19 protein-coding genes are annotated in these 21,549 nt (G+C 29.7%); all 19 read left to right on the forward strand.

Translation table 11 applies throughout. The features are described 5' to 3' along the window. Positions 1-307: 307 nt before the first annotated feature. Positions 308-901: a hypothetical protein gene (locus L21TH_RS13895; RefSeq protein WP_006316965.1), complete on the forward strand. Its 594-nt coding sequence runs from the start codon at positions 308-310 to the stop codon at positions 899-901. Positions 902-1,041: 140 nt separating this feature from the next. Next, positions 1,042-2,169: a glycosyltransferase family 4 protein gene (locus L21TH_RS12170; protein WP_006316966.1), complete on the forward strand. Its 1,128-nt coding sequence runs from the start codon at positions 1,042-1,044 to the stop codon at positions 2,167-2,169. Beyond that, positions 2,166-2,654, forward strand: coding sequence for a DUF4330 domain-containing protein (locus tag L21TH_RS12175; protein ID WP_006316967.1), 489 nt, complete (start codon positions 2,166-2,168; stop codon positions 2,652-2,654). The genes L21TH_RS12170 and L21TH_RS12175 overlap by 4 nt, the downstream gene beginning before the upstream one ends. A 17-nt stretch (positions 2,655-2,671) precedes the next feature. Beyond that, positions 2,672-4,264, forward strand: a complete 1,593-nt coding sequence (locus L21TH_RS13900; RefSeq protein WP_006316968.1) for an O-antigen ligase family protein — start codon at positions 2,672-2,674, stop codon at positions 4,262-4,264. Positions 4,265-4,287: 23 nt separating this feature from the next. Then, complete coding sequence (csaB, locus tag L21TH_RS12185; protein ID WP_006316970.1) at positions 4,288-5,391, forward strand: polysaccharide pyruvyl transferase CsaB; 1,104 nt, start codon at positions 4,288-4,290, stop codon at positions 5,389-5,391. Positions 5,392-5,395: 4 nt separating this feature from the next. Beyond that, on the forward strand, positions 5,396-6,157 hold the full coding sequence (locus L21TH_RS12190; protein ID WP_006316971.1) for a WecB/TagA/CpsF family glycosyltransferase: 762 nt from the start codon (positions 5,396-5,398) through the stop codon (positions 6,155-6,157). 41 nt (positions 6,158-6,198) lie between these two features. Further along, positions 6,199-7,062, forward strand: coding sequence for a YitT family protein (locus L21TH_RS12195; RefSeq protein WP_006316973.1), 864 nt, complete (start codon positions 6,199-6,201; stop codon positions 7,060-7,062). An 11-nt stretch (positions 7,063-7,073) separates the two neighbouring features. Continuing rightward, positions 7,074-7,895 carry a transketolase gene (locus tag L21TH_RS12200; RefSeq protein WP_006316976.1) on the forward strand — a complete coding sequence of 274 codons (822 nt, stop codon included), beginning with the start codon at positions 7,074-7,076 and terminating at the stop codon, positions 7,893-7,895. After that, complete coding sequence (locus tag L21TH_RS12205) at positions 7,895-8,836, forward strand: transketolase family protein (RefSeq protein WP_006316977.1); 942 nt, start codon at positions 7,895-7,897, stop codon at positions 8,834-8,836. Before L21TH_RS12200 ends, L21TH_RS12205 begins: the two co-directional genes overlap by 1 nt. 345 nt (positions 8,837-9,181) lie before the next feature. Beyond that, the gene (locus L21TH_RS12210) at positions 9,182-9,619 is read left to right on the forward strand and encodes a protease complex subunit PrcB family protein (RefSeq protein WP_006316978.1); all 438 of its coding nucleotides are present in this window, start codon (positions 9,182-9,184) and stop codon (positions 9,617-9,619) included. 121 nt (positions 9,620-9,740) lie between these two features. After that, positions 9,741-10,829 (forward strand): LysM peptidoglycan-binding domain-containing protein, encoded by a 1,089-nt coding sequence (locus tag L21TH_RS12215; RefSeq protein WP_006316979.1) that lies wholly within the window; start codon positions 9,741-9,743, stop codon positions 10,827-10,829. Positions 10,830-11,005: 176 nt separating this feature from the next. Further along, on the forward strand, positions 11,006-13,396 hold the full coding sequence (locus L21TH_RS12220) for a Lon protease family protein (RefSeq protein WP_006316980.1): 2,391 nt from the start codon (positions 11,006-11,008) through the stop codon (positions 13,394-13,396). Between the two features lie 171 nt (positions 13,397-13,567). After that, positions 13,568-14,680, forward strand: a complete 1,113-nt coding sequence (locus L21TH_RS12225; protein WP_006316982.1) for an ABC transporter ATP-binding protein — start codon at positions 13,568-13,570, stop codon at positions 14,678-14,680. 119 nt (positions 14,681-14,799) lie between these two features. Further along, positions 14,800-15,810: a PucR family transcriptional regulator gene (locus L21TH_RS13905; protein WP_006316983.1), complete on the forward strand. Its 1,011-nt coding sequence runs from the start codon at positions 14,800-14,802 to the stop codon at positions 15,808-15,810. Positions 15,811-15,964: 154 nt separating this feature from the next. After that, a complete protein-coding gene (gene ftsE / locus L21TH_RS12235) occupies positions 15,965-16,651 on the forward strand; it encodes a cell division ATP-binding protein FtsE (RefSeq protein ID WP_006316984.1) in 687 nt (228 codons plus the stop codon). After that, on the forward strand, positions 16,641-17,537 hold the full coding sequence (gene ftsX / locus L21TH_RS12240) for a permease-like cell division protein FtsX (protein WP_006316985.1): 897 nt from the start codon (positions 16,641-16,643) through the stop codon (positions 17,535-17,537). The genes ftsE and ftsX overlap by 11 nt, the downstream gene beginning before the upstream one ends. Positions 17,538-17,554: 17 nt before the next feature. After that, positions 17,555-18,688, forward strand: coding sequence for a murein hydrolase activator EnvC family protein (locus tag L21TH_RS12245; protein ID WP_006316986.1), 1,134 nt, complete (start codon positions 17,555-17,557; stop codon positions 18,686-18,688). Between the two features lie 155 nt (positions 18,689-18,843). After that, positions 18,844-20,070, forward strand: coding sequence for a S41 family peptidase (locus tag L21TH_RS12250; RefSeq protein WP_006316987.1), 1,227 nt, complete (start codon positions 18,844-18,846; stop codon positions 20,068-20,070). 125 nt (positions 20,071-20,195) lie between these two features. Continuing rightward, complete coding sequence (locus tag L21TH_RS12255; RefSeq protein ID WP_006316991.1) at positions 20,196-21,443, forward strand: PDZ domain-containing protein; 1,248 nt, start codon at positions 20,196-20,198, stop codon at positions 21,441-21,443. The last annotated feature ends 106 nt before the right edge of the window (positions 21,444-21,549 follow it).

Here is a 21,549-nt window from a genome sequence, read left to right on the forward strand (position 1 = left end):
CAACGAAAAGTCTAATCCTTTTTGATGCTCTCCTAAGACCTAAGAGCCGAGAACTAAGAACTGAATAAATGCTACTAACTACTAACAACGAACTACTAACTAACAAATCGATGAAGCCGACTTTGTTTTTTTAGCTTTCACTCTAGTATTAACTATTACGTACTTATAGCTTAAAAGTAGCTTACTGCCTTTTTACTGTCGAAATTATTTCCAGGGAAATATAAAAATGTTTATATTACGACAGGAAAATTTAAATTTAAGTCGAATATATCTAGTAGTGTATAATAAAACTAGGAGGGTAAGTAATATGAAAAGAATTTGGCAAAATAAGAAGGCTATCTCTTTGGTATTTATCGGCGCAATATTAGTACTATCATACGGTATAGCATTAGCAGATGTAACTGAACCAGGTTCTGAAAGTGACCCATTAGTTACTTTAAGTTATGTTGAGAAAAGAATAGAACAATTAAAATATTATATTGAACAGAGAATTACTGAAGTTACTGAAATAACAGCAACGAATTCAGATCAAATTAATAGCATTTTAGAGGAAAATGAGCAATTAAAAGATAGAATTGATAAGTTAGAAGAAAAGCTTCAACAGGAGAATACAACTTCACATTCAGATTGTGCTTCAGTTGGTTTAGAGGTAGTTGAGTTGAGAAATGGACAAAAGCTAATAGGACAAGCTGGTACTGAGATAATTTTGAGAGGTGGAAAAGCTAAAGCTATTGCAGGAGAACTTGGAGGATTATCAGATGTTACAGGAGCTATAGACATAAAAATGGACCAAGATATACCTCCAAACCACTTACTTATAATTCCAAGAAGTGATGGCAGAGGGGTATATGTAGAAGAATATGCAATATTTATGGTTAGAGGTAAGTATGAAATTAAATAATATAAAATTAGAAGGCAGGTAAAAACTGCCTTCTTTTATGATAGAAAGAAAAAAGCTAATATGTTATAATTATATAGGTTTATTGATAAAGCTATAATAAAAGATTGAAGGGAGGAACTGCTCACAAGAGCAAAATTTAAATGAAGATACTTCACTTGATTAGTGGCGGAGATACAGGCGGAGCTAAAACTCATGTATTATCTTTAGTAAAAGAATTGAGTAAATATTTACAAGTAAAGCTTGTGTGTTTTATTGAAGACGAATTCTACAGAGAAGGTAAACAATTAGGTATAGATATTGAAGTAATAAAACAGGACAAAAGATATGACCTTTCTATTATTAAGCAATTAAAAAATAAAATATATGAAGAAAATTATGATATAGTTCATTGTCATGGAGCAAGAGCTAATTTTGTAGGGGTTTTATTGAAAAGACTTATTAATAAACCCTTTATAACAACTATTCATAGCGACTATAGGTTAGATTTTAAAGACAGCTTTTATAAAAGGATAGTTTATACATCGATAAACTCCATGTCCCTAAGATTTTTTGATTACTATATTGCGATTTCAAGTAATTTTAAGAATATGCTGATAAATAGAGGGTTTAAGGAAAAGAAGATATTTACTGTATATAATGGTATTGATTTAAAAAACGAATTAATGATAACATCAAAAGAAGAGTTTTTAGGTAATTATAATATTGGATATAAAAATAAAAAGATAGTTGGTATTATGGGAAGATTAGATTTAGTAAAAAACCATGAAGTTTTTTTGCAAGCAGCATATAGTATATTAAAAAATAGAGATGATGTTATTTTTTTAATAGCTGGTGATGGATACGAAAGAGAAAGGTTAATTAAAATGAGTAGAGACTTAGGAATAGAAAATAAAGTACATTTTTTAGGTTTTGTGAAAGAACCTTATTCTTTTTTCAATGCAATTGATATAAATGTTCTCACTTCAAAGAGTGAAAGTTTTCCTTATGTTATTTTAGAAGGTGCTAGGTTAAAAAAACCAGTGATTAGTACGAATGTTGGAGGAATAGGGGATTTAGTTGAGCACGGTGTAAATGGATATCTATTTAATATAGGTAGTGCTAAAGAATTAACAAAATATTTAAATTTAATGGTAGAAAACATAACAGAAGCTAGGCAAATGGGTGAGAAATTATATAAAAAAGTTGAAGAAGAATTTTCATTAGAAAACATGGCTTCAAATCATTATGATATATATAAAAACATTAAGAAACAGGAGGTAATAAAATGAAATTAATAGATGACAAAGGAAAAGTATTTGGTATCATCAATGTTATAGATTTAACTGTATTACTAATATTAATATTATTAGTAGTAGGCGGTGGATATAAGGTATTAAATTCCCAACCCCAAGTAGTTAACAAAAGCGAAAATGTAGTAGTTAAAGTTGAAATTTCAGGTGTGAGAAAGCCAACTGTAGATGGAATAAAAGTTGGGGATTTCTTATATCACTATGATAGAGGAAATCTTTTTGGTAAGATAGTAGATAAAAAAGTTGAAAACTATAAAGAAGAAGTTCCTACTAGTGACGGAAAAATAGTATTAGCAGATGTACCAAATAAGTATAGAGTTATTCTTACCGTAGAATCTAGCGCTACAATTACAGACCAGGTTACAATAATAGGTGGAGAGCATACAAGAATAGGTACTCAGTATAGACTTAAAAACAAAAACGTTGCAGTATTTTCTACAGTTTTAGGAATAGAAGTTAAGTAGTATTAGGAGATGATTATATGCACGAAAGCTTAACTTTAAATTTTATAATAAAGCTTTGGAGATACACAGAAAGATGTTATAAAAGAAGCTTAATAAATAGAGTTTTATATAGAATATATAGTATATTTATGTTTTTATTAAGGGGTTCATTGATATTTAATTTTCTAACTAAAGATAAAAGTGTGATTGAAAACAGCTTTGTATACAAAGTTTATGAATATGTAGTTGATTTATCAAAAAATTTAATTGATCTAATAAGGAAAATCATAAAAAAATACATGAAATATAGTTTTGTATATAAACTAGTCCATAGCATCTCTAAAATACAGATATATACTATTAGAATCATAAAAGGTAGTTGGTTTACTAAATTTCTAGATTATATATTTAATGTAGATAAAATGGAAGGACAACAAACATTCAATTTAAACCTAGGAATACTAGCTGCAATAATTATACTACCTTTTGCACCTAAAATAATATCTTTATTATTTATAGCATTTGTAGTATTTACATTTTTTATTAAGTTACTATATAAAGAAGATTACTTTTTAAGAAAAAGTTTTGTAGATATACCCATATTACTATTGGCTATTGTATTTATAATAACAACTATTACTTCGTATAACCTACAAGGAAGTTTGAGAGATTTAGTAATTCACATAATAGCTATAAGTTTTATATATGTAATAGTTAATAGTATAAAAACAGAGAATCAGTTAAATGCTATTTTGACCACAACGGTATTTACTGCAACTATAGTAGCATTATATGGGCTATATCAGTACAAGGTAGGAGTAAAGGTAGATGATGCTTGGGTTGACGTAGCTAATAATCCTGATTTAAAGACAAGAGTATTTTCGGTTTTTGGTAATCCTAATATTTTAGCTGAATATTTAATTATGATTACACCAATTTCACTATCATTATTTTGGGTAACAAAGAAAATATTTAAGAAGATAGTATTTTTAGCAACAACGCTGATATTAATAGCTACTTTAATATTTACATTTTCAAGAGGTGGTTGGCTCGGCTTCGCTTTCGGTATATTTGTGTTTGTAATATTAGTTGAGAAAAAACTATTGATTTCGTTGATTCCAGCTGGATTACTTTCGATATTTATCATGCCGAGCGCTATTATTAATCGAATATTAACAATAGGTAACTTAAGAGATTCTTCCAATGCATATAGAATAAAAGTGTGGGATATAACCCTTGACATTATTAGAGACAATTGGGTTTCAGGGGTTGGATTTGGATACATCCCTTTTAAAGAAACTTATGTTAAGTATATAAGAACGATGAATGTTTATCATGCTCACAATACGTATTTGGAAACATTAGCAGAAGTTGGAATCGGAGGATTTATTATATTTATAATAATGTTGTTTATCATATATAAATATTCTTTGATGAGTTATAGAAAAACCGACAATAAGTACTTGAAGGTAATTACTGCTGGATTATTGGCAAGTTTGTCTTCAATACTGTTTCATGGATTAGTAGAAAATATACTTTATTTACCAAGGATAATTATAACATTTTGGACCATCATTTCTTTCATTTTAGTTATTTTAAATATATCTAGCAAAGAAAACCGAGTCACTTAATATTTGACAAAAGGGGTAAATGTATGGGAGAAAATAAAAGAGTCACAATTTCAGGATACTATGGTTTTGATAATAGTGGTGATGATGCAATTTTAAAAGCAATTGTAAAAGATTTAAAAAACAAATCAAATAATATTACTATAACTGCACTTTCAAAGAATGCATCTAGCACAAAGCAAACATATAACATACAAGCAGTAGACAGATTTAACATCATAAATGTAATAAATGAATTATATAGTACAGATATGCTCATTAGTGGCGGCGGGAGCTTGTTACAGGATGTAACAAGCACTAGGGCTATAATTTATTATCTTACAGTTATTTTCATTGCAAAGCTATTTAAAAAGCCTGTAATGGTTTATGCAAACGGAATAGGGCCAATTAAAAAAAGAGTAAATAAATATCTAACAAAGAAATTATTAAATAAAGTGGATTTAATAACACTTAGAGATTATAAGTCTAAAGAAACTCTGGAAAAATTAGGAGTTAAGAATAAGAATATTTATGTTACTTCAGACCCTGTATTTACATTAGAACATTCAAGTGAAGAAAGAATAAAACATATCTTCAACATAGAAGGAATTCCATTAGATAAGCCTTTAATAGGCGTCAATGTAAGGTGTTGGAAAGATGATAAGAATATTAAGAAAGTAATATCAAAAACGATAGACTATTTAACAAGGAATTTGAACATTAATGTTGTAATTATACCTATGCATTATCCGGATGATTTAGAAATAGGAGAAGATATTATTGAGTTAATTCAGGATAATTGTTATATATTAAGAAATAAATATAGTGTTGAAGATATGATGGGTATAATTGGGAAATTAGATTTGATAATTGCTATGAGGCTTCACTCTTTAATATATGCAGCAACGCAGGCTATTCCAATGATAGGTTTGGTATATGACCCTAAGGTTGAAGGTTTTTTGAATTTACTTGGAATAGATACTAAAATTGATATAAACAATTTAGAGCTAGTTGAATTGTGTACAATGATTGATGAAATATGGAAAAATAGGAGTCAATTTAAGAGTAGATTAAATGAAGTAAGAGATAAACTAAAAGCAAAGGCATATGATAATGTAAGTATGGCTTTAGACTTACTCAAAAGTAGGTGATAAAATGGTACAAAGCATAAAAATAATGGGAGTTAGAGTGGATAAAGTAACATTAAATTCTGCTGAAAGAGAAGCGAAAGGATATTTAAAACAAAATGATACGAATGTTATATATACTCCTAATACAGAAATAGTAATGGCTGCCAAAAAAGATAACAAACTAAAGAGAATATTGAATGATGGAGATTTAATAGTTCCCGACGGTATTGGATTAGTATATGCATCGAGAATTAAGAAAAAGCCTCTCGCAGAGCGGGTAACAGGATATGATTTATCTATTAAATTACTTGAGATAGCAAATAAGAACGGCTATAAGTTATTTTTATTAGGAGGAAAACAAGGAGTAGCTAAAGAGGCTAGTGAAAAAATAAAGAAAAAATATCCTAATATAAAAATAGCTGGTTATCATCATGGTTATTTTAAAGGAACTCATATAGGGTATAAAGGACATGATGAGGAAAAGAAAGTTATAGAGCAAATAAATAGCGTAAATCCAGATATTTTGTTTGTAGGTTTTGGAGCACCTAAGCAAGAAATATGGATTCATAATAACAAGCATGATTTAAATACTAAACTAATAATTGGTAATGGCGGAACGCTTGATGTATTAGCAGGTAGAGTCAAAAGAGCTCCGATGATATATCAAAAACTTGGATTAGAGTGGCTATACAGATTAATTAAGGAGCCAAGAAGAGTTAAAAGACAAGCAGTATTACCGTTATTTGCATTAAAAGTACTTTTTTCAAAAAATAATATTGTTGAATAAACTATAAAGTAAAAATAAACTCAGGAGAGGAGGAGGTAAAAATGCTAGATATCAATAAAAGGTGGTATAATTATTTAATTGAATATTTGGGTATAACAATAGGAACAGTGATTATGGCAATTTCATTGAATATGTTATTAGAGCCAAATACTATTGCTCCTGGTGGAGTAACAGGTTTAGCTATAGTAATAAAGAAAATACTTAACATTCCTATTGATATTACAAACTTAGCTATTAATATTCCTTTATTTATAGCTGGAGTTTTAATTTTAGGAAAAGCCTTTGGAGCTAAAACTCTTTATGCTACATTTGCATTATCTTTTTTCATAAGGATATTGCCACAATCCAACTTAACAGAAGATTTACTTTTAGCTGCAGTTTTTGGTGGTGTACTTATAGGATTGGGGTTAGGTATAGTTTTTAAATTTGGAGGTACTACTGGAGGTACAGATTTAGCAGGAGCAATATTAAATAAATACTTTCCAGGTCTTAGTACAGCAACTCTAATGATGATAATAGACCTTTGTGTGGTTGTAATTGCAGGTGTAGTTGATAAGAAAATAGAAACTTCACTTTATTCGATTATAGCTTTATATATTTTAGTTAAAGTAATAGATTTGATTTTAGAAGGTTTAGGTTATGCTAAAGCATTTTTAATAATTTCTAATACTCCAGAGGAATTAGGGGAAATTATATTAGATGAGTTAAAAAGAGGTGTAACGGTACTTAGAGGAAAAGGAATGTATACTGGCAAGGATAGGGACGTTTTATTATGTGTAGTAAACAGGTCACAAATCACAAAATTAAAGGAGATAGTACATGAAGTAGATGAAAAGGCTTTTGTTATGATTACTGATATACATGAGGTTTTAGGTGAAGGATTTAAAGAAATAAAAAGTACTTAGGAGGGAAAAGAATGGAAAAGCATCAAGAACTTAAAAAGATTGCAAACACATTGAGAAAAGACATAATCAAAATGATAAATGCTGCTAGTTCAGGTCATCCAGGAGGGTCATTATCAGCTTGTGAAATAGTAACAGCATTATATTTTAAAGAAATGAAAATAGACCCTCAAAATCCTAATTGGGAAGATAGAGACAGGTTTGTTTTATCTAAAGGCCATGGAGCACCTGTTTTATATGCAGCATTAGCAGAAAAGGGATATTTTCAAAAGGAAGAATTAATGAAGTTGAGAAAAGTTGGAGAAATGCTTCAAGGACATCCAGATATGAAGGGAACACCTGGTGTTGATATGTCAACAGGTTCTTTAGGACAGGGATTGGCAGTAGCAAATGGAATGGCTTTAGCTGGTAAATTAGACAACAAAGATTATAGAGTGTATGTACTTTTAGGTGATGGGGAAGTACAGGAAGGTATGATATGGGAAGCAGCAATGTTTGCAGCTCATAACAGATTAAATAACTTAACTGTATTCTTAGACCATAATGGTTTACAAATAGATGGAAAAAATAGAGAAGTTATGAACATTGAACCTATTGACAAAAAGTGGGAAGCTTTTGGATGGCATGTAATAAAAATTGATGGACATAACTTTGAAGAGATTTTTAAAGCTATAGAAGAAAGTAAGGGTGTAAAAGACAGACCTACTATAATTATTGCTAATACAGTTAAAGGTAAAGGCGTATCATTTATGGAAAATAAAGTAGGTTGGCATGGAAGCGCACCAAACGATGAAGAAACTGAAAAGGCTTTAGATGAGCTTGGAGGTGAAGCATAATGACAAAGAAAATAGCAACAAGAGAAGCGTATGGAGAAGCTTTAAAAGAATTGGGAAAAAACAATAAAGACATAGTAGTATTAGATGCAGATTTATCAAAATCAACAAAAACAGCTAAATTTAAAGAGGAGTATCCAGAGAGATTTATTAATGTAGGTATAGCTGAGCAAAACTTAATAGGTACTGCAGCTGGATTAGCTACAGCTGGTAAAATACCGTTTGCTAGTTCATTTGCAATGTTTGCTACTGGTAGAGCATTTGAAATAATTAGGAATTCAGTAGCTTATCCTAAATTAAATGTTAAAATAGCTGCCACTCATGCAGGCATAACTGTAGGAGAAGATGGTGCTTCACATCAAGCATTAGAGGATATTAGTATAATGAGAACAATCCCTAATATGGTTGTGATAAATCCTGCTGATGCAGTTGAAGCGAAAGAAGCAGTTTTAAAAGCAGCAGAATATAATGGACCTGTTTATATTAGATTAGGCAGAAGCAAAGTACCGGTAATACATGATGAAAATAACTATGAATTTGAGATAGGTAAAGGAATATTATTAGAAGACGGAAAAGATGCAACAATAATCGCTACTGGAGTTATGGTAGCAGAGGCACTAGAAGCAAGGAATAAATTAGCTGAAGAAGGAATTGATGTAAGGGTAATAGATATCCACACAATTAAGCCAATAGACAAAGAAATAATTATAAATGCTGCTAAAGAAACAGGAGCAATTGTAACAGCAGAAGAACATAACATCATAGGTGGGTTAGGAAGTGCAGTGGCTGAAGTACTTGCAGAAAATCAACCAGTACCTATGGAAAGAGTAGGAGTTAAAGATGTTTTCGGTCAATCAGGTAAAGGTGATGAGTTATTAGAAGTATATGGACTTACAGCTGAAAAGCTAGTAAAAGCAGTTAAGAATGTTATAAAAAGAAAGTAGATTAAAGGGTGGGAACTTAATCCCACTCTTTTTTATTGTCTAAGAAAGCATATTTACATTATAGGTTGTAATTAAGTTGAATATAAGTTTTAAATGAAGACAGAATATTTGTAAAATTATTATCCAAAAGCTAAAGGCAAACAGCGAATAGCCTAATTCTTTCTAATATCCTCCTGAGAACTAAGAACAGAATCAAATGCTACTAACTATTAACAACGGACTACTAACTAACAAATCGACTTTAGCCGATTTTGTTCTTAAATCTATCATAAAAATGTAAATACCAGAATACTATTATATAAGAAATGTTTATATTGATATATGAATAGGTAAAGGGGGTATTAGGTGAAAAAGATATGGGTACTTATAGTAATAGCAGTAATAGTTTTAGGAATAATATTTATTCCCAAACTATTATTTAATGAGGGGGATAAAACGGTGAATTTTACAGAAGTAAGTAAAAACCAAATACCGAGTAAATTACAAGAAGTACTTCCTTCATATAAAACTGAAGAAAGAGCTTTAGCGTGTAAAGTTAAAGATGAGATATATATAATAGTGACGAGGGGCGAAAAGAGAACAGAAGGATATTCTGTTGCTGTAGAAAAAATAGAGAAATTAGAAAAAGATAATGAAACACATCTTATAGTATATGCTGTTTATGAGGACCCCAAACCCGATGAGATAGTAGCACAGGTGATAACATATCCTTATACTGTTGTAAAGACAGATTTAAAAGAGTTACCTGACAAAGTTAAGCTTAAGACTAGATATAAAGAATAATCATTTCAAACATCAGCATTTTGCTGGTGTTTTTGGTTTTTTGACCAATATTTACATAAAGGAAAATAAATATTATAGAAGAATTTATAAGGGTGCGGAAAAACATAAGAGGAGGAGAAGGATGAAAAAATTTGGGAAAAAACTATTAAGTGGTATATTAGCAGTTTCTATTATAGGTACATCTACTAGTGCATTTGCTTGGGATTATAAAGTACAACAAGGGGATACATTTTGGAAAATAAGTCAGAAATATGACGTAGATATTAATAAGCTTATGGAAGTGAATAATGCTAACGAAAGTACAATTCTTTATGTTGGTCAACAGATTGAAATACCTGAAACTCAAAACTTTTTTTATTATGAAGTACAAGCTGGTGATACATCTTGGATTATAAGTGAAAAATTTAATGTTTCATTAAATGAGCTATTAAAAATAAATAACTTAAATCAGTATTCAGTAATATATATAGATCAAAAACTAAAAATACCATCTGTATGCTCTACAGAAGACAGGCCAACAAATAATATACCAGAACAACCTGAATCATATATGACATATAAAACCCATATTGTAAAGAAAGGAGACGATTTTTGGAAGTTAAGTGTACAATATGGAATACCTATGTATGAATTAATGAAAGTTAATAATGCTAATGAAAATACTATTTTATACATAGGACAAGAGATAAAAATACCTGTATACAACGTAGCTGAAATGGAAACATTAGGAGACCAGTATGGCGAATACCTAGATTGGTGGAATGGGGTGCAATATGTTATACCAATTGGAGCTACTATTAAAGTTATTGACTTTTATACAGGAAAGTCATTTATGGCAAAGCGAACAGCAGGAGCTAACCATGCAGATGTAGAAACATTGACAGCTGAAGACACTGAAAAATTAAAGGAAATATGGGGTGGAAGCTTTAGTTGGTTAAGAAGACCAGTAATAGTAGAGTATAATGGTAGACGCATAGCGGGAAGTGCATCAGGAATGCCACATGCAGGAAATGATAATGCTGAAGGCGGTGTTTATACTAGCTGGAGAAGTGAAGGTTATGGTCCAGGTTTAAATTTAGACTTTATAAAGAACAATAATATGGATGGACATTTTGATATTCATTTTCTAAATAGTACAAGACACAAGGATGGAGAAGTGGATGAAAAGCATCAACATAATATAAAAATATCTGCTGGAATTATAGATTAGAATATGTCCCAAAAAGTCTAAAACAAACAAATTTAGACTTTTTGGGATTTATTATTTATGGTAATTATTGTAATTTGCAATAATTCACAGGAAAGAAAGAATGTTTATAGAATAATATAAAATAAGGAATTAAATAAGTGGATTTTAGTGTTTTGCTTTTGAGGGGAGTGTCTATAATGAGAAAAGATTTAAAAATTCCGTTTGATAAACTAAAGAAAAAGTGTAATATTGAGATTCTTAATTTTAATACAACAGCCCAATTGTCAATGTCTAGAGAAATTATCGGACAAGAAAGAGCTATGAAAGCGTTGAGGTTTGGATTATCAGTAAAGAGAAAAGGATACAATATATTTGTTTCTGGAGTTACAGGTACTGGTAGAAACAGTTATACTTATTCAGTTGCTAAAGAATTTGCTAGAGAGAAGCATGCACCAGATGATTTATGCTATGTATATAACTTTGAAAAACCTGAAAATCCTAAATTGATAAGCTTAAATTCGGGTAAAGGAATTGTATTTAAAAAGAAAATAGAGTATATGGTGCGTAAGATTAAAAGGGACTTGCCAAAAGCTTTTACATCTAAAGAATATGAAAATAAAAAAAATCTTATTTATAGCCAATATGATAAAAAGATTAAAGAGATAATTGAAAACTTAAATGAGATAGCAAAGGAATATGGATTTATGTTTAAAGAAAATGATGGAAATTTAGTTAGTATTCCCCTTGTAAATGGACATCCGATGACAGAAAAAGAAATTATAGATTTAACAGAAGAAGAAATTTCTGAAATTAAGGAAAATTCGAACAAATTGAGCAGAGAGACTTTTGATTACTTTAAAAAAATTAGACAACTAGAAGAACAGTCTAGAAATAGGATAAAACAATTAAAGGAAGAAATAGCTTTAAAAGTTGTAGATACACATGTTATGCCAATAATAGATGAATTTGAAGACAACAAACAAATAAAAAAGTATTTATATGAAGTAGAAGATGATATTATAAAAAATATTAATGAATTTTTAGATAATGAAAAAACTGACCAGGCTAAACTTCTTTTAACTAAAGGGAAAATAAGTAAGGATTTCTTTAAAAGATATGAAGTTAATTTGTTTATAGATAATAGTGACAAGAAAGGTGCACCTGTAATAAAAGAGACAAATCCTGACTATTATAATTTACTTGGTCAAATAGAATACGTAAATGAATTAGGGGTTAATAAGACAGACCATACTAGAATAAAACCAGGAGCTATTCATTTGGCTAATGGAGGGTATCTAATAATACAAGCAAAGGATATACTAACCAGTCCATACGCATGGCATGGGCTAAAAAGAGCTTTAAATACAGGGAAAGCTAAAATAGAGAATATAGGCAAAGGTCAAGGAAATATGATTGTAGAATCTATAAAACCAGAGCCTATACCTATAGATTTAAAAGTGATGATTATAGGTGATTATCATACTTATCAGCTACTCTATAATTATGATAATGATTTTAAAAAGCTTTTTAGGATAAGAGCTGATTTTGATATAGAGATGGAGAGAAATAAACAAAATATAAATAAGCTAGCATCTTTTATAGCATGTCATTGTAAGGATGAAAAATTAAAGGCATTTGATAAATCAGCGGTGGGAAAAATAGTTGAATTTAGCTCTAGGCTAGCAGAAGATAAGAGAAAATTAACTGCTAGATTCAATGAGATAGTGGAAATTTTATATGAAGCAGATGCTTGGGCGGATTTTAAAGGAGATTCAATTGTAACAGAAGAACATGTAAAAAAAGCTATACAAGAAAAAGTTTATAGAAATAATAAGTATGAGCAGAAATTACATGAGTTATTTAAAGATGAAACTATATTGATACAAACTTCGGGTTATGAAGTAGGGCAAATAAATGGATTAGCAGTAATTAACACAGGACAATATACTTTTGGAAAACCAAACAAAATAACAGTATCGACATTTGTAGGTAAAGATGGAATAATAAATATAGAAAGGGAAGTAAAGCAAAGTGGAAAATTACATGATAAAGGCGTTCTAATATTGAGTGGATATTTAGGAGAAAAATATGCCAATAATAAACCATTATCTTTATCAGCAAGCATAACCTTCGAGCAGTCCTATAGTGTAATCGATGGAGATAGTGCATCAAGTACCGAATTATATGCATTAATATCAAGTTTAGCAGAAGTGCCAATAAATCAAGCTATAGCAGTTACAGGTTCAGTAAACCAAAAAGGTGTTATTCAACCTATTGGTGGTGTTAATGAGAAGATTGAAGGATATTTTAAAGTATGTAAAGAAAAAGGATTTTCGGGTGGAGAAGGAGTAATGATACCACATCAAAATATGAACAATCTTATGTTAAATGATGAAGTAATAGAAGCAGTAAAAGAGGGAAAATTTTCAATATACGTAGTAAAAACTATTGATGAAGGAATAGAAATATTAACTGGTATGCCAGCAGGAATAAAGGATAGATATGGAAATTATCCTAAGGGTACTATTAATAATTTAGTGCAAAAGAAATTAAACAGTTTTGCTAGAATATATAAAGATTTTAATTGATAAGAGGCGAAGCCACTTTTATTTGTGCAAATTATTAAAAATGACATAGATTTTTTGTTGAACTTGCCAATAGAAATTTAAGTAATAGTATTATAAACTATTACATGTAAACATTTACAAGGAGTTATAGACGAAAGGAAAACGGTTTAAAAAAGTAAAGGGGGAATTTAAATGGCAGGTTTAACTTTTAAAAATATGTATAAAATATATCCAGGAGGAGTAACAGCAGTAAAAGATTTCAATCTTGAAATTAAAGATAAAGAATTTATTGTACTTGTAGGTCCTTCAGGATGTGGTAAATCTACAACACTTAGAATGGTAGCTGGTTTAGAAGAAATTTCTAAAGGCGAATTGTATATAGGTGATAAATTAGTTAATGATGTAGCACCTAAAGATAGAGATATTGCTATGGTTTTCCAAAACTATGCTCTTTATCCTCATATGTCAGTTTATGATAACATGGCTTTTGGTCTTAAATTGAGAAAGGTTCCTAAAGCAGAAATTGATAAAAAGGTAAAAGAAGCAGCTAAAATACTAGGAATAGAAAATTTACTTGACAGAAAGCCTAAGGCGTTATCAGGTGGACAAAGACAAAGGGTTGCACTAGGTAGAGCAATAGTAAGACAACCAAAGGTTTTCTTAATGGATGAGCCTTTATCAAACTTAGATGCAAAACTAAGAGTTCAAACTAGAACTGAAATCACAAAATTACATAAAAAACTTCAAACAACATTTATATATGTAACACACGATCAAACAGAAGCTATGACAATGGGAGATAGAATAGTAGTAATGAAAGATGGAGTTATACAACAGGCAGCTACACCACAAGAAGTATATGAAAAGCCAGCGAATGTTTTCGTAGCAGGATTTATAGGTAGTCCACAGATGAACTTCATTGATGCAATAATAGAAGGTAATGATATTAATGATTGTAAATTAGCTTTTGGAAATGTTAAGGTTAGCTTACCTGAAGGAAAAGCTAAGATAGTTAAGCAAAAAGGCTATTTCGGTAAAGAAGTAATCTTAGGAATTAGACCAGAAGATATTCATGATGAAAAAGTATTCATTGAGTCTTCAAGAGATAGTGTAGTGAAGGCTCACGTAGAAGTAACAGAAATGATGGGTTCAGAAACATATCTATACATCACTATAGAAGGTAATAGTGCTATTGCTAGAGTAGACTCAAGAAGTCAAGCTAAGCATGGAGATAATATAGAGCTAGCATTTGATAAAAATAAAATACATTTATTTGATAAAGAAACAGAGATGGCTATACTATAATATTACAAAATCAAGAAAAATAGAGGAATATGGAGAAAAAAGCAGAAGGAATAATGAGAGGATTATTCCTTCTGTTTTTTTATGTCATAAAAAGTTTTATAATATAGTTAGGTGATATTATGTTAACAGAAAAACAATTAAAAGATATTTCTAACAGATTAAGTTATATTTTAGGATGCAACGTACGTTTAATACATGAGCAGAAAAGCGATAACCTTATATTAGAAGATTCAGAAAATCTAGGAGATAAGCACAATATATGCAACTTGAAACTAGGTGGTATAACTTATATTATGGTTGTTGAGGACGAAGAACCTTTAACTAATAGAGAACTTAATTTGATAAAAAAATTTATAACTGAAATTGTTGAAGATGTAAAGTACTTAGCTCCTAATATAACTGAAAAGGATGTTATAAGAATTCTTACTAAGACAACAGATGAAAAAACTGTCGAAGATATTATGAAGCATCTTGGTTTTAATATGAACGAAGATATAAGTGTTATTCTTGTAAAAATGTTAAGTAATAGTATGGCTTCTCAAGTAGCATCAATTGTAAAGCATATATCTACAAATCATCTTGCGAGTGTGGTAATAAGTGAAGATATACTCGCTGTAATATATCAAAAAAATAATAAAGAAGATATAGATTTGGAGAAAAAAATAGTCGATGCAGTTGAAAGTGAATTATTACAAAATATAAAGATTGGTGTAAGTTCTTTGAAGGAACCTATTAAAGTTAAAGAAGCTTATCTAGAAAGCTTTGAAGCTCTTAATATAGGATTAGAACACCAATTACCTAATAAAATTTATAATTATAGAGAATTATTAGTTTATAGATTGATATCGAAAGTTTCGGAAAATACAGTGCTTAAATTATATAAAGAAGCTATGGAGCTAGGCTTACATAAGTTATCTAATGAGGAAATTAAAACAGCAAATATTTTCTTAAATAGTAATTTGAATATTAGTGAAGCAGCAAGAAAGTTATATGTCCATAGAAATACTTTGAATTATCGTCTTGATAAAATACAAAAAGATACAGGATTTGATATCAGAGTATTTAATGATGCTATTAAATTTAAAACTTTACTCGTAATTTATATGTATATGAATAATAAAGTAAAATAGTATAAATTACCTAATTTAAATTGATAATTTTTAAAGGAATTAGCTATATAGTGTCGAAGTATAATAAATGTTTGATGAATTATGAAGCTTATTGTATTAATAATTACTGTAGTGTAGATAGTTATTATCATTGTAATTAGACAGGAGTGATTTTGTGATAGAGCTTATGAACGTAACAAAAGAGTATAATAATGGCGTTAAAGCTTTAAATAATATAAGTATTAATATTGATAAAGGAGAATTTGTTTTTTTAGTTGGACCTAGTGGTGCGGGAAAATCTACTTTTATAAAGCTTTTGTTAAAAGAAGTTGAACCTTCATCAGGAAGAATTATTTTAAATGGTCAAGATATAACTAAGGTAAAAAGCAGAATGATTCCACATATCAGAAGAAGTATTGGTGTGGTTTTTCAGGACTTTAGATTATTACCTAATAAGACAGTATATGAAAATGTAGCCTTTGCTATGGAAATCATAGGTGCTCCATATAAAAACATAAGAAGACAAGTTCCTATGGCTTTAAGTATGGTGGGACTTAGCAATAAAGCTGACAGTTATCCTAATCAATTATCGGGTGGAGAGCAGCAGAGAGTTTCAATTGCAAGGGCAATCGTAAATAATCCAGGCCTGCTTATCGCTGATGAACCTACAGGAAATTTAGACCCAGATACAGCATGGGAAGTTATGAAGATTATTAGAAGAATTAATAGAAGAGGGACAACTGTTTTAATGGCTACACATGCAAAGGACATAGTAGACGTTATGAAACAAAGAGTTATAGCATTAGAAAAAGGACAAGTTGTCAGAGATGAGCAGAGAGGTGTTTATGGTTATGAAGGGTAGAACGTTAAAATATATGATAAAGCAAGGTTTTATAGGAATGTGGAGAAATCGTATGATGAGTATTGCCTCTGTAGGCTCAGTATCTTCAGTATTAATTATTTTAGGGGTAATACTTATATTGATTCTTAATATAAATAATTTTTCGAATATGACTAAAGAAAAGTTTGATGAAATACAAGTTTATTTAAAAGACGATATAAGTAGTCATGAAATAGATGAAATTGGTGAAGATATCAGAGAAATAGATGGTGTAATTGCTGTTATATTCCAATCTAAGGAACATGCTTTAGATATAATGAAAGAACAGTGGGGAGAAGAAGGTAACTTATTAGAAGGATTAGAAGAAAATCCTCTACCTAATTCATATGTTATTCAATTAAAGGATATTAGTTATGCAGATACAGTAGTGAATAAGTTGCAAGGATATTCTGGTATAGAAGAAATTAAATATTACAAGGATATTGTTCAAAAGCTTATGACTGTAGCTAATTATATACAAGTAGGCGGATTAGCTTTAATAGGTGGATTGATGTTAATATCAGTATTTATTATTTCGAATACTATTAAATTAACAGTAACAGCACGAAAAAGGGAAATAAACATAATGAAATACGTTGGAGCCACTAATGGTTTTATTAGAGGTCCATTTATTATAGAAGGTATGTTATTAGGATTATTGGGTTCAGGATTATCAATACTTATAGTTAACTATGGATATAAATATTTATTTCAAACGTTAAATGAAAAATTATACGTGCTATTTACAATTTACTTAGTACCATATACAGCACTATTTAGCGATGTAGCAATAATATCACTAACCATTGGAGTAGGAATAGGAGTACTTGGAAGCATAATCTCTCTAAGAAAGTTTTTAAGAGTTTAGACAAGGAGGGTGGGCATTTGATACTGAAGAAAAGAACGTGTTATGTATTGTTAGTATTAATATTATTTATTAATAGTGTTGTAGTATATGCTGATAATAGTATTGAACAAGATAAAAAAAGATATGAGCAAACAAAGCAGAGAATAGACAAAGTAGAAGAAGAATTAAATGAGAAAAAAAGGGAATACAAGGATGTTACTAAACAAATTAAAAAATTAGATTTACAACTTGATGAAATAGATAAAGAGTTACAAAAACTTGAAGGACAGTTAAATAACTTAAATAACGATATTGAAGTAACAAAAAAAGAGTTATTAGAGGCAGAAAAAAATATTGAAGAAAAAAATGATATATTAAATAAAAGATTAAGAGTTATGTATAAAAATGGAACAGTTGGTTACTTGGAAGTTCTATTGGCATCTAAAGACTTAGAGGATTTACTTACTAGATTAGATATGATAAAGAGAATAGTTGAAAATGATGTAGAGTTATTGAAATATATGAAAGAACAAAGAGAGCAAATAAAGGAAAAAAAAGCACAGTTAGAGACTCAAAAGAAAATGTTATTATCAACTAAACAGACTATACAAAAAAAGAGAAAAGAAATTGAAGTTGTAAGTAGAGCTAAGCAGCAATTGATGAGAAGTTTAGCAAGTAATATAAAGGAACTTGAGAAACAGGAAGATGATTTACTAAATTTAGCTAAAAGGTTAGAAGAAGAAATAAGAAGAAAACAGATTGCACAGAAATATGCAGGTGGAAAGTTAACATGGCCTACACCAGGTTACTATAGAATAACTTCACCGTATGGTATGAGAGTACACCCTATTCTGAAGACTAAAAAGATGCACACAGGTATAGATATAGGCGTTCCATTAGGGGGCACTATAGTGGCAGCTAATGATGGTGTAGTTCGATATGCAGGATGGTATGGAGGATATGGAAAAGTAGTAATAATAGACCATGGTGGTGGAATTTCTACACTTTATGCTCATAATTCAAGGTTATTAGTGAAGAAAGGACAATCAGTAAAAAGAGGACAAGCTGTATCCAAGGCAGGTAGTACAGGATATTCTACAGGACCACATCTACACTTTGAGGTTAGAAAGAACGGTGCTTACACTAATCCAATGCCATGGTTAAAGAAGTAAAAGGCGACCACTTTTAGGTCGTCTTTATTATGTTCTTTTGCTTTAATTTGCAATTTATTGATTGAATTTTTGAAAAATATATATTAGGATGGTATAATGAGAACATAAATTTAATAAAATAGAATACTAAGACGTTAATATGAGGTGAAATACAGATGATATCAAAAAGAAAAGCTGCTATTGGAGCTATTATTTTAATTATTATAACTGGAATTACAACATTTGCATTTAGTAATATGATACAGATAACAATAGGAGATAAAGTATTTGTAACTAAGGAACAGAGAGACGAATGGGTTGAAATAAACAATAAATATAATAAATTGATGGCTTTAGAGGACATTATTGAAGAAAATTTTTTATATGAGGTTAATGAACAAACATTATTAGAAGGCGCTCTGAAAGGAATGTTTCAAGCTCTAGATGACCCATACTCTGTATATATGACAAAAGATGAATTTGCAGATTTTATGGAGCATACTAGAGGTACGTATAGTGGTATAGGAATTATTGTAGTTCCAGGCGAGGATAATTTAATTACAGTTGTATCGCCAATAGAAGGTACCCCAGGAGAAAGAGCAGGCATAAAAACAGGAGATAAGATTGTAAAAGTAAATGGGAAAGAATTTACAGCTGATAGAATGGATGAAGCTGTAAAAGTTATGAAGGGTAAACCAGGTACAAAAGTAGAAATCACTATTTTAAGAAAAAATAAAAATGGAGATAATAAGTTTTTAGACCTAGAAATAACTAGAGAGGAAATAAGGCAGAAAACAGTTAAAGCTAAAATGTTAGAAGGAAATATTGGATATATAAGATTAGTAGCTTTTGATGAAAAAACTTATGGAGAATTTAAAAATGAATTAGATTCCTTAGAAAAGAAGAATATGAAAGGAATAATAATAGATTTAAGAAATAATCCAGGTGGGCTTTTAGACCAATGTCAAAAAATAACTGATGAGCTTATGGGAGAAGGTATTATAGTTTATACAGAAACTAAAAAGGGAGAAAGAGAAGAATATAAATCTGATAAAGAAAAGATAGATGTACCATTAGTTTTACTTGTTAATGGAGGTAGTGCTAGTGCATCAGAGATACTAGCTGGTGCTATTAAAGATACAAATTCGGGGGTTTTAATAGGTACAAAAACTTTTGGAAAGGGTATAGTTCAAAGAATTATACCACTTAAAGATGGTTCAGGCTTTAAGTTGACTGTTTCAGAATATTTTACACCTAGTGGAGTTAACATTCATGGTGTAGGTATTGAGCCTGATATAGTTATTGAGTTACCAGATGATGTAATGAATTATGGTACTGAATATTTAGATGAAGATATACAATTACAAAAGGCAATTGAAGTAATAAAAAGTAAAATAAAATAAACTAACATAGCCATTGGATATGCTTAAATCTAATGGCTATGTTTATTGTTTAAAAATATATTTGATTTTAGATATTAACTAAAAAACTAATTATATAGTAGGTCCTAAATATAGGAGTGTTTAAAATGAAAACAATATTCGAAATTTTGAACCTATCTTTACTAACTTTATCTCAAATATTAATTAATCCTATCTATTGGGTAGTTATAGCAATTGTGTATGTTCAATATAAAAGAATAGGACAAATGGAAAAAAAGATATTAGGTACAAATAAAGAATCAAATTTAAAGAGGGTATTGAGTTCAACATTAGCTGGTGTTATAGGAGGTCTCATAGGAAGTATTATTATTTTAGCGATAGGTATAACGATAGATGCAGATGATTTTAAATACATGTTAATACTAGCAATATTATTAATGTTAATTCATCCTAGATTTATTTGTTTTTCCTATAGTGGAGGTATAGTGTCGATAGCTAGTTTAGTATTTGAATATCCTAAAATCAACGTTTCTAGTGTTATGGCAATTGTAGCAGTATTACATTTAGTTGAAAGTTTATTAATACTAAAAGATGGTGATAAGAGTAAGGTACCTATATTTATGAAAATGAATAATAAAATTGTTGGCGGCTTTAATATGATGAGGTTTTGGCCTATACCATTTATTGTTTTAATAATAACAGCACAATCCTTTGAAGGTTCAGCAGTAGCGATGCCAGATTGGTGGCCTCTTATTAGGCCTGATAATATAACTTCTAATAGTAACGATTTAATGTGCATTATGATACCAGTAATGGCTGCCTTAGGATATGGAGATATGGCTATATCTGATTATCCAGAAAGAAAAATTAAGGAATCATCTAGAAATCTAATTTTATTCAGTGTCATTCTTTTAATATTAGCTATAATTTCTTCTTATGTATATGTATTTAAATATATAGCTGCTTTGTTTTCACCATTAGCACATGAGTTTTTAATTCAATATGGTAGAAAAAAAGAAAAACAGGGAACTCCAGCATTTACCCCAAGTAATCAAGGGGTAAAGATTCTTGATGTACTTCCCGATAGTACAGCTGAGAAAATGGGCTTTAAGTCCGGTGATATAATCTTTAGAATAAATGGACAAGAAGTTAATAGTAAGTATGATATAAATAGCGTTTTATCTTATTTTCCACCTTATATATGGATAGACTATTATGACAGTAATGGTAAAATTAAAACTAAAGATTATACTGATTACAGGAATAAAATACGTAATTTAGGCTTACTCGTGGTACCTAGAGATTCTTCCTATGTTTTCGTTGTTAAAGAAGTTGATAGTTTAGGATTAAGATTAATAAAATGGATAAAAAATAAAATAAAAAGGAGGAGCTGATTATAGCTTCTCTTTTGTTTTATAAAGAATAAAACTACTAATATTTAGTCAGAAGTTTCGCATCTAAAAGATTTTAATGGGCGCTAGCCCTCAAGAATAGATTGTT

The organism is Caldisalinibacter kiritimatiensis (assembly GCF_000387765.1).
Lineage (GTDB): Bacteria > Bacillota > Clostridia > Tissierellales > Caldisalinibacteraceae > Caldisalinibacter > Caldisalinibacter kiritimatiensis.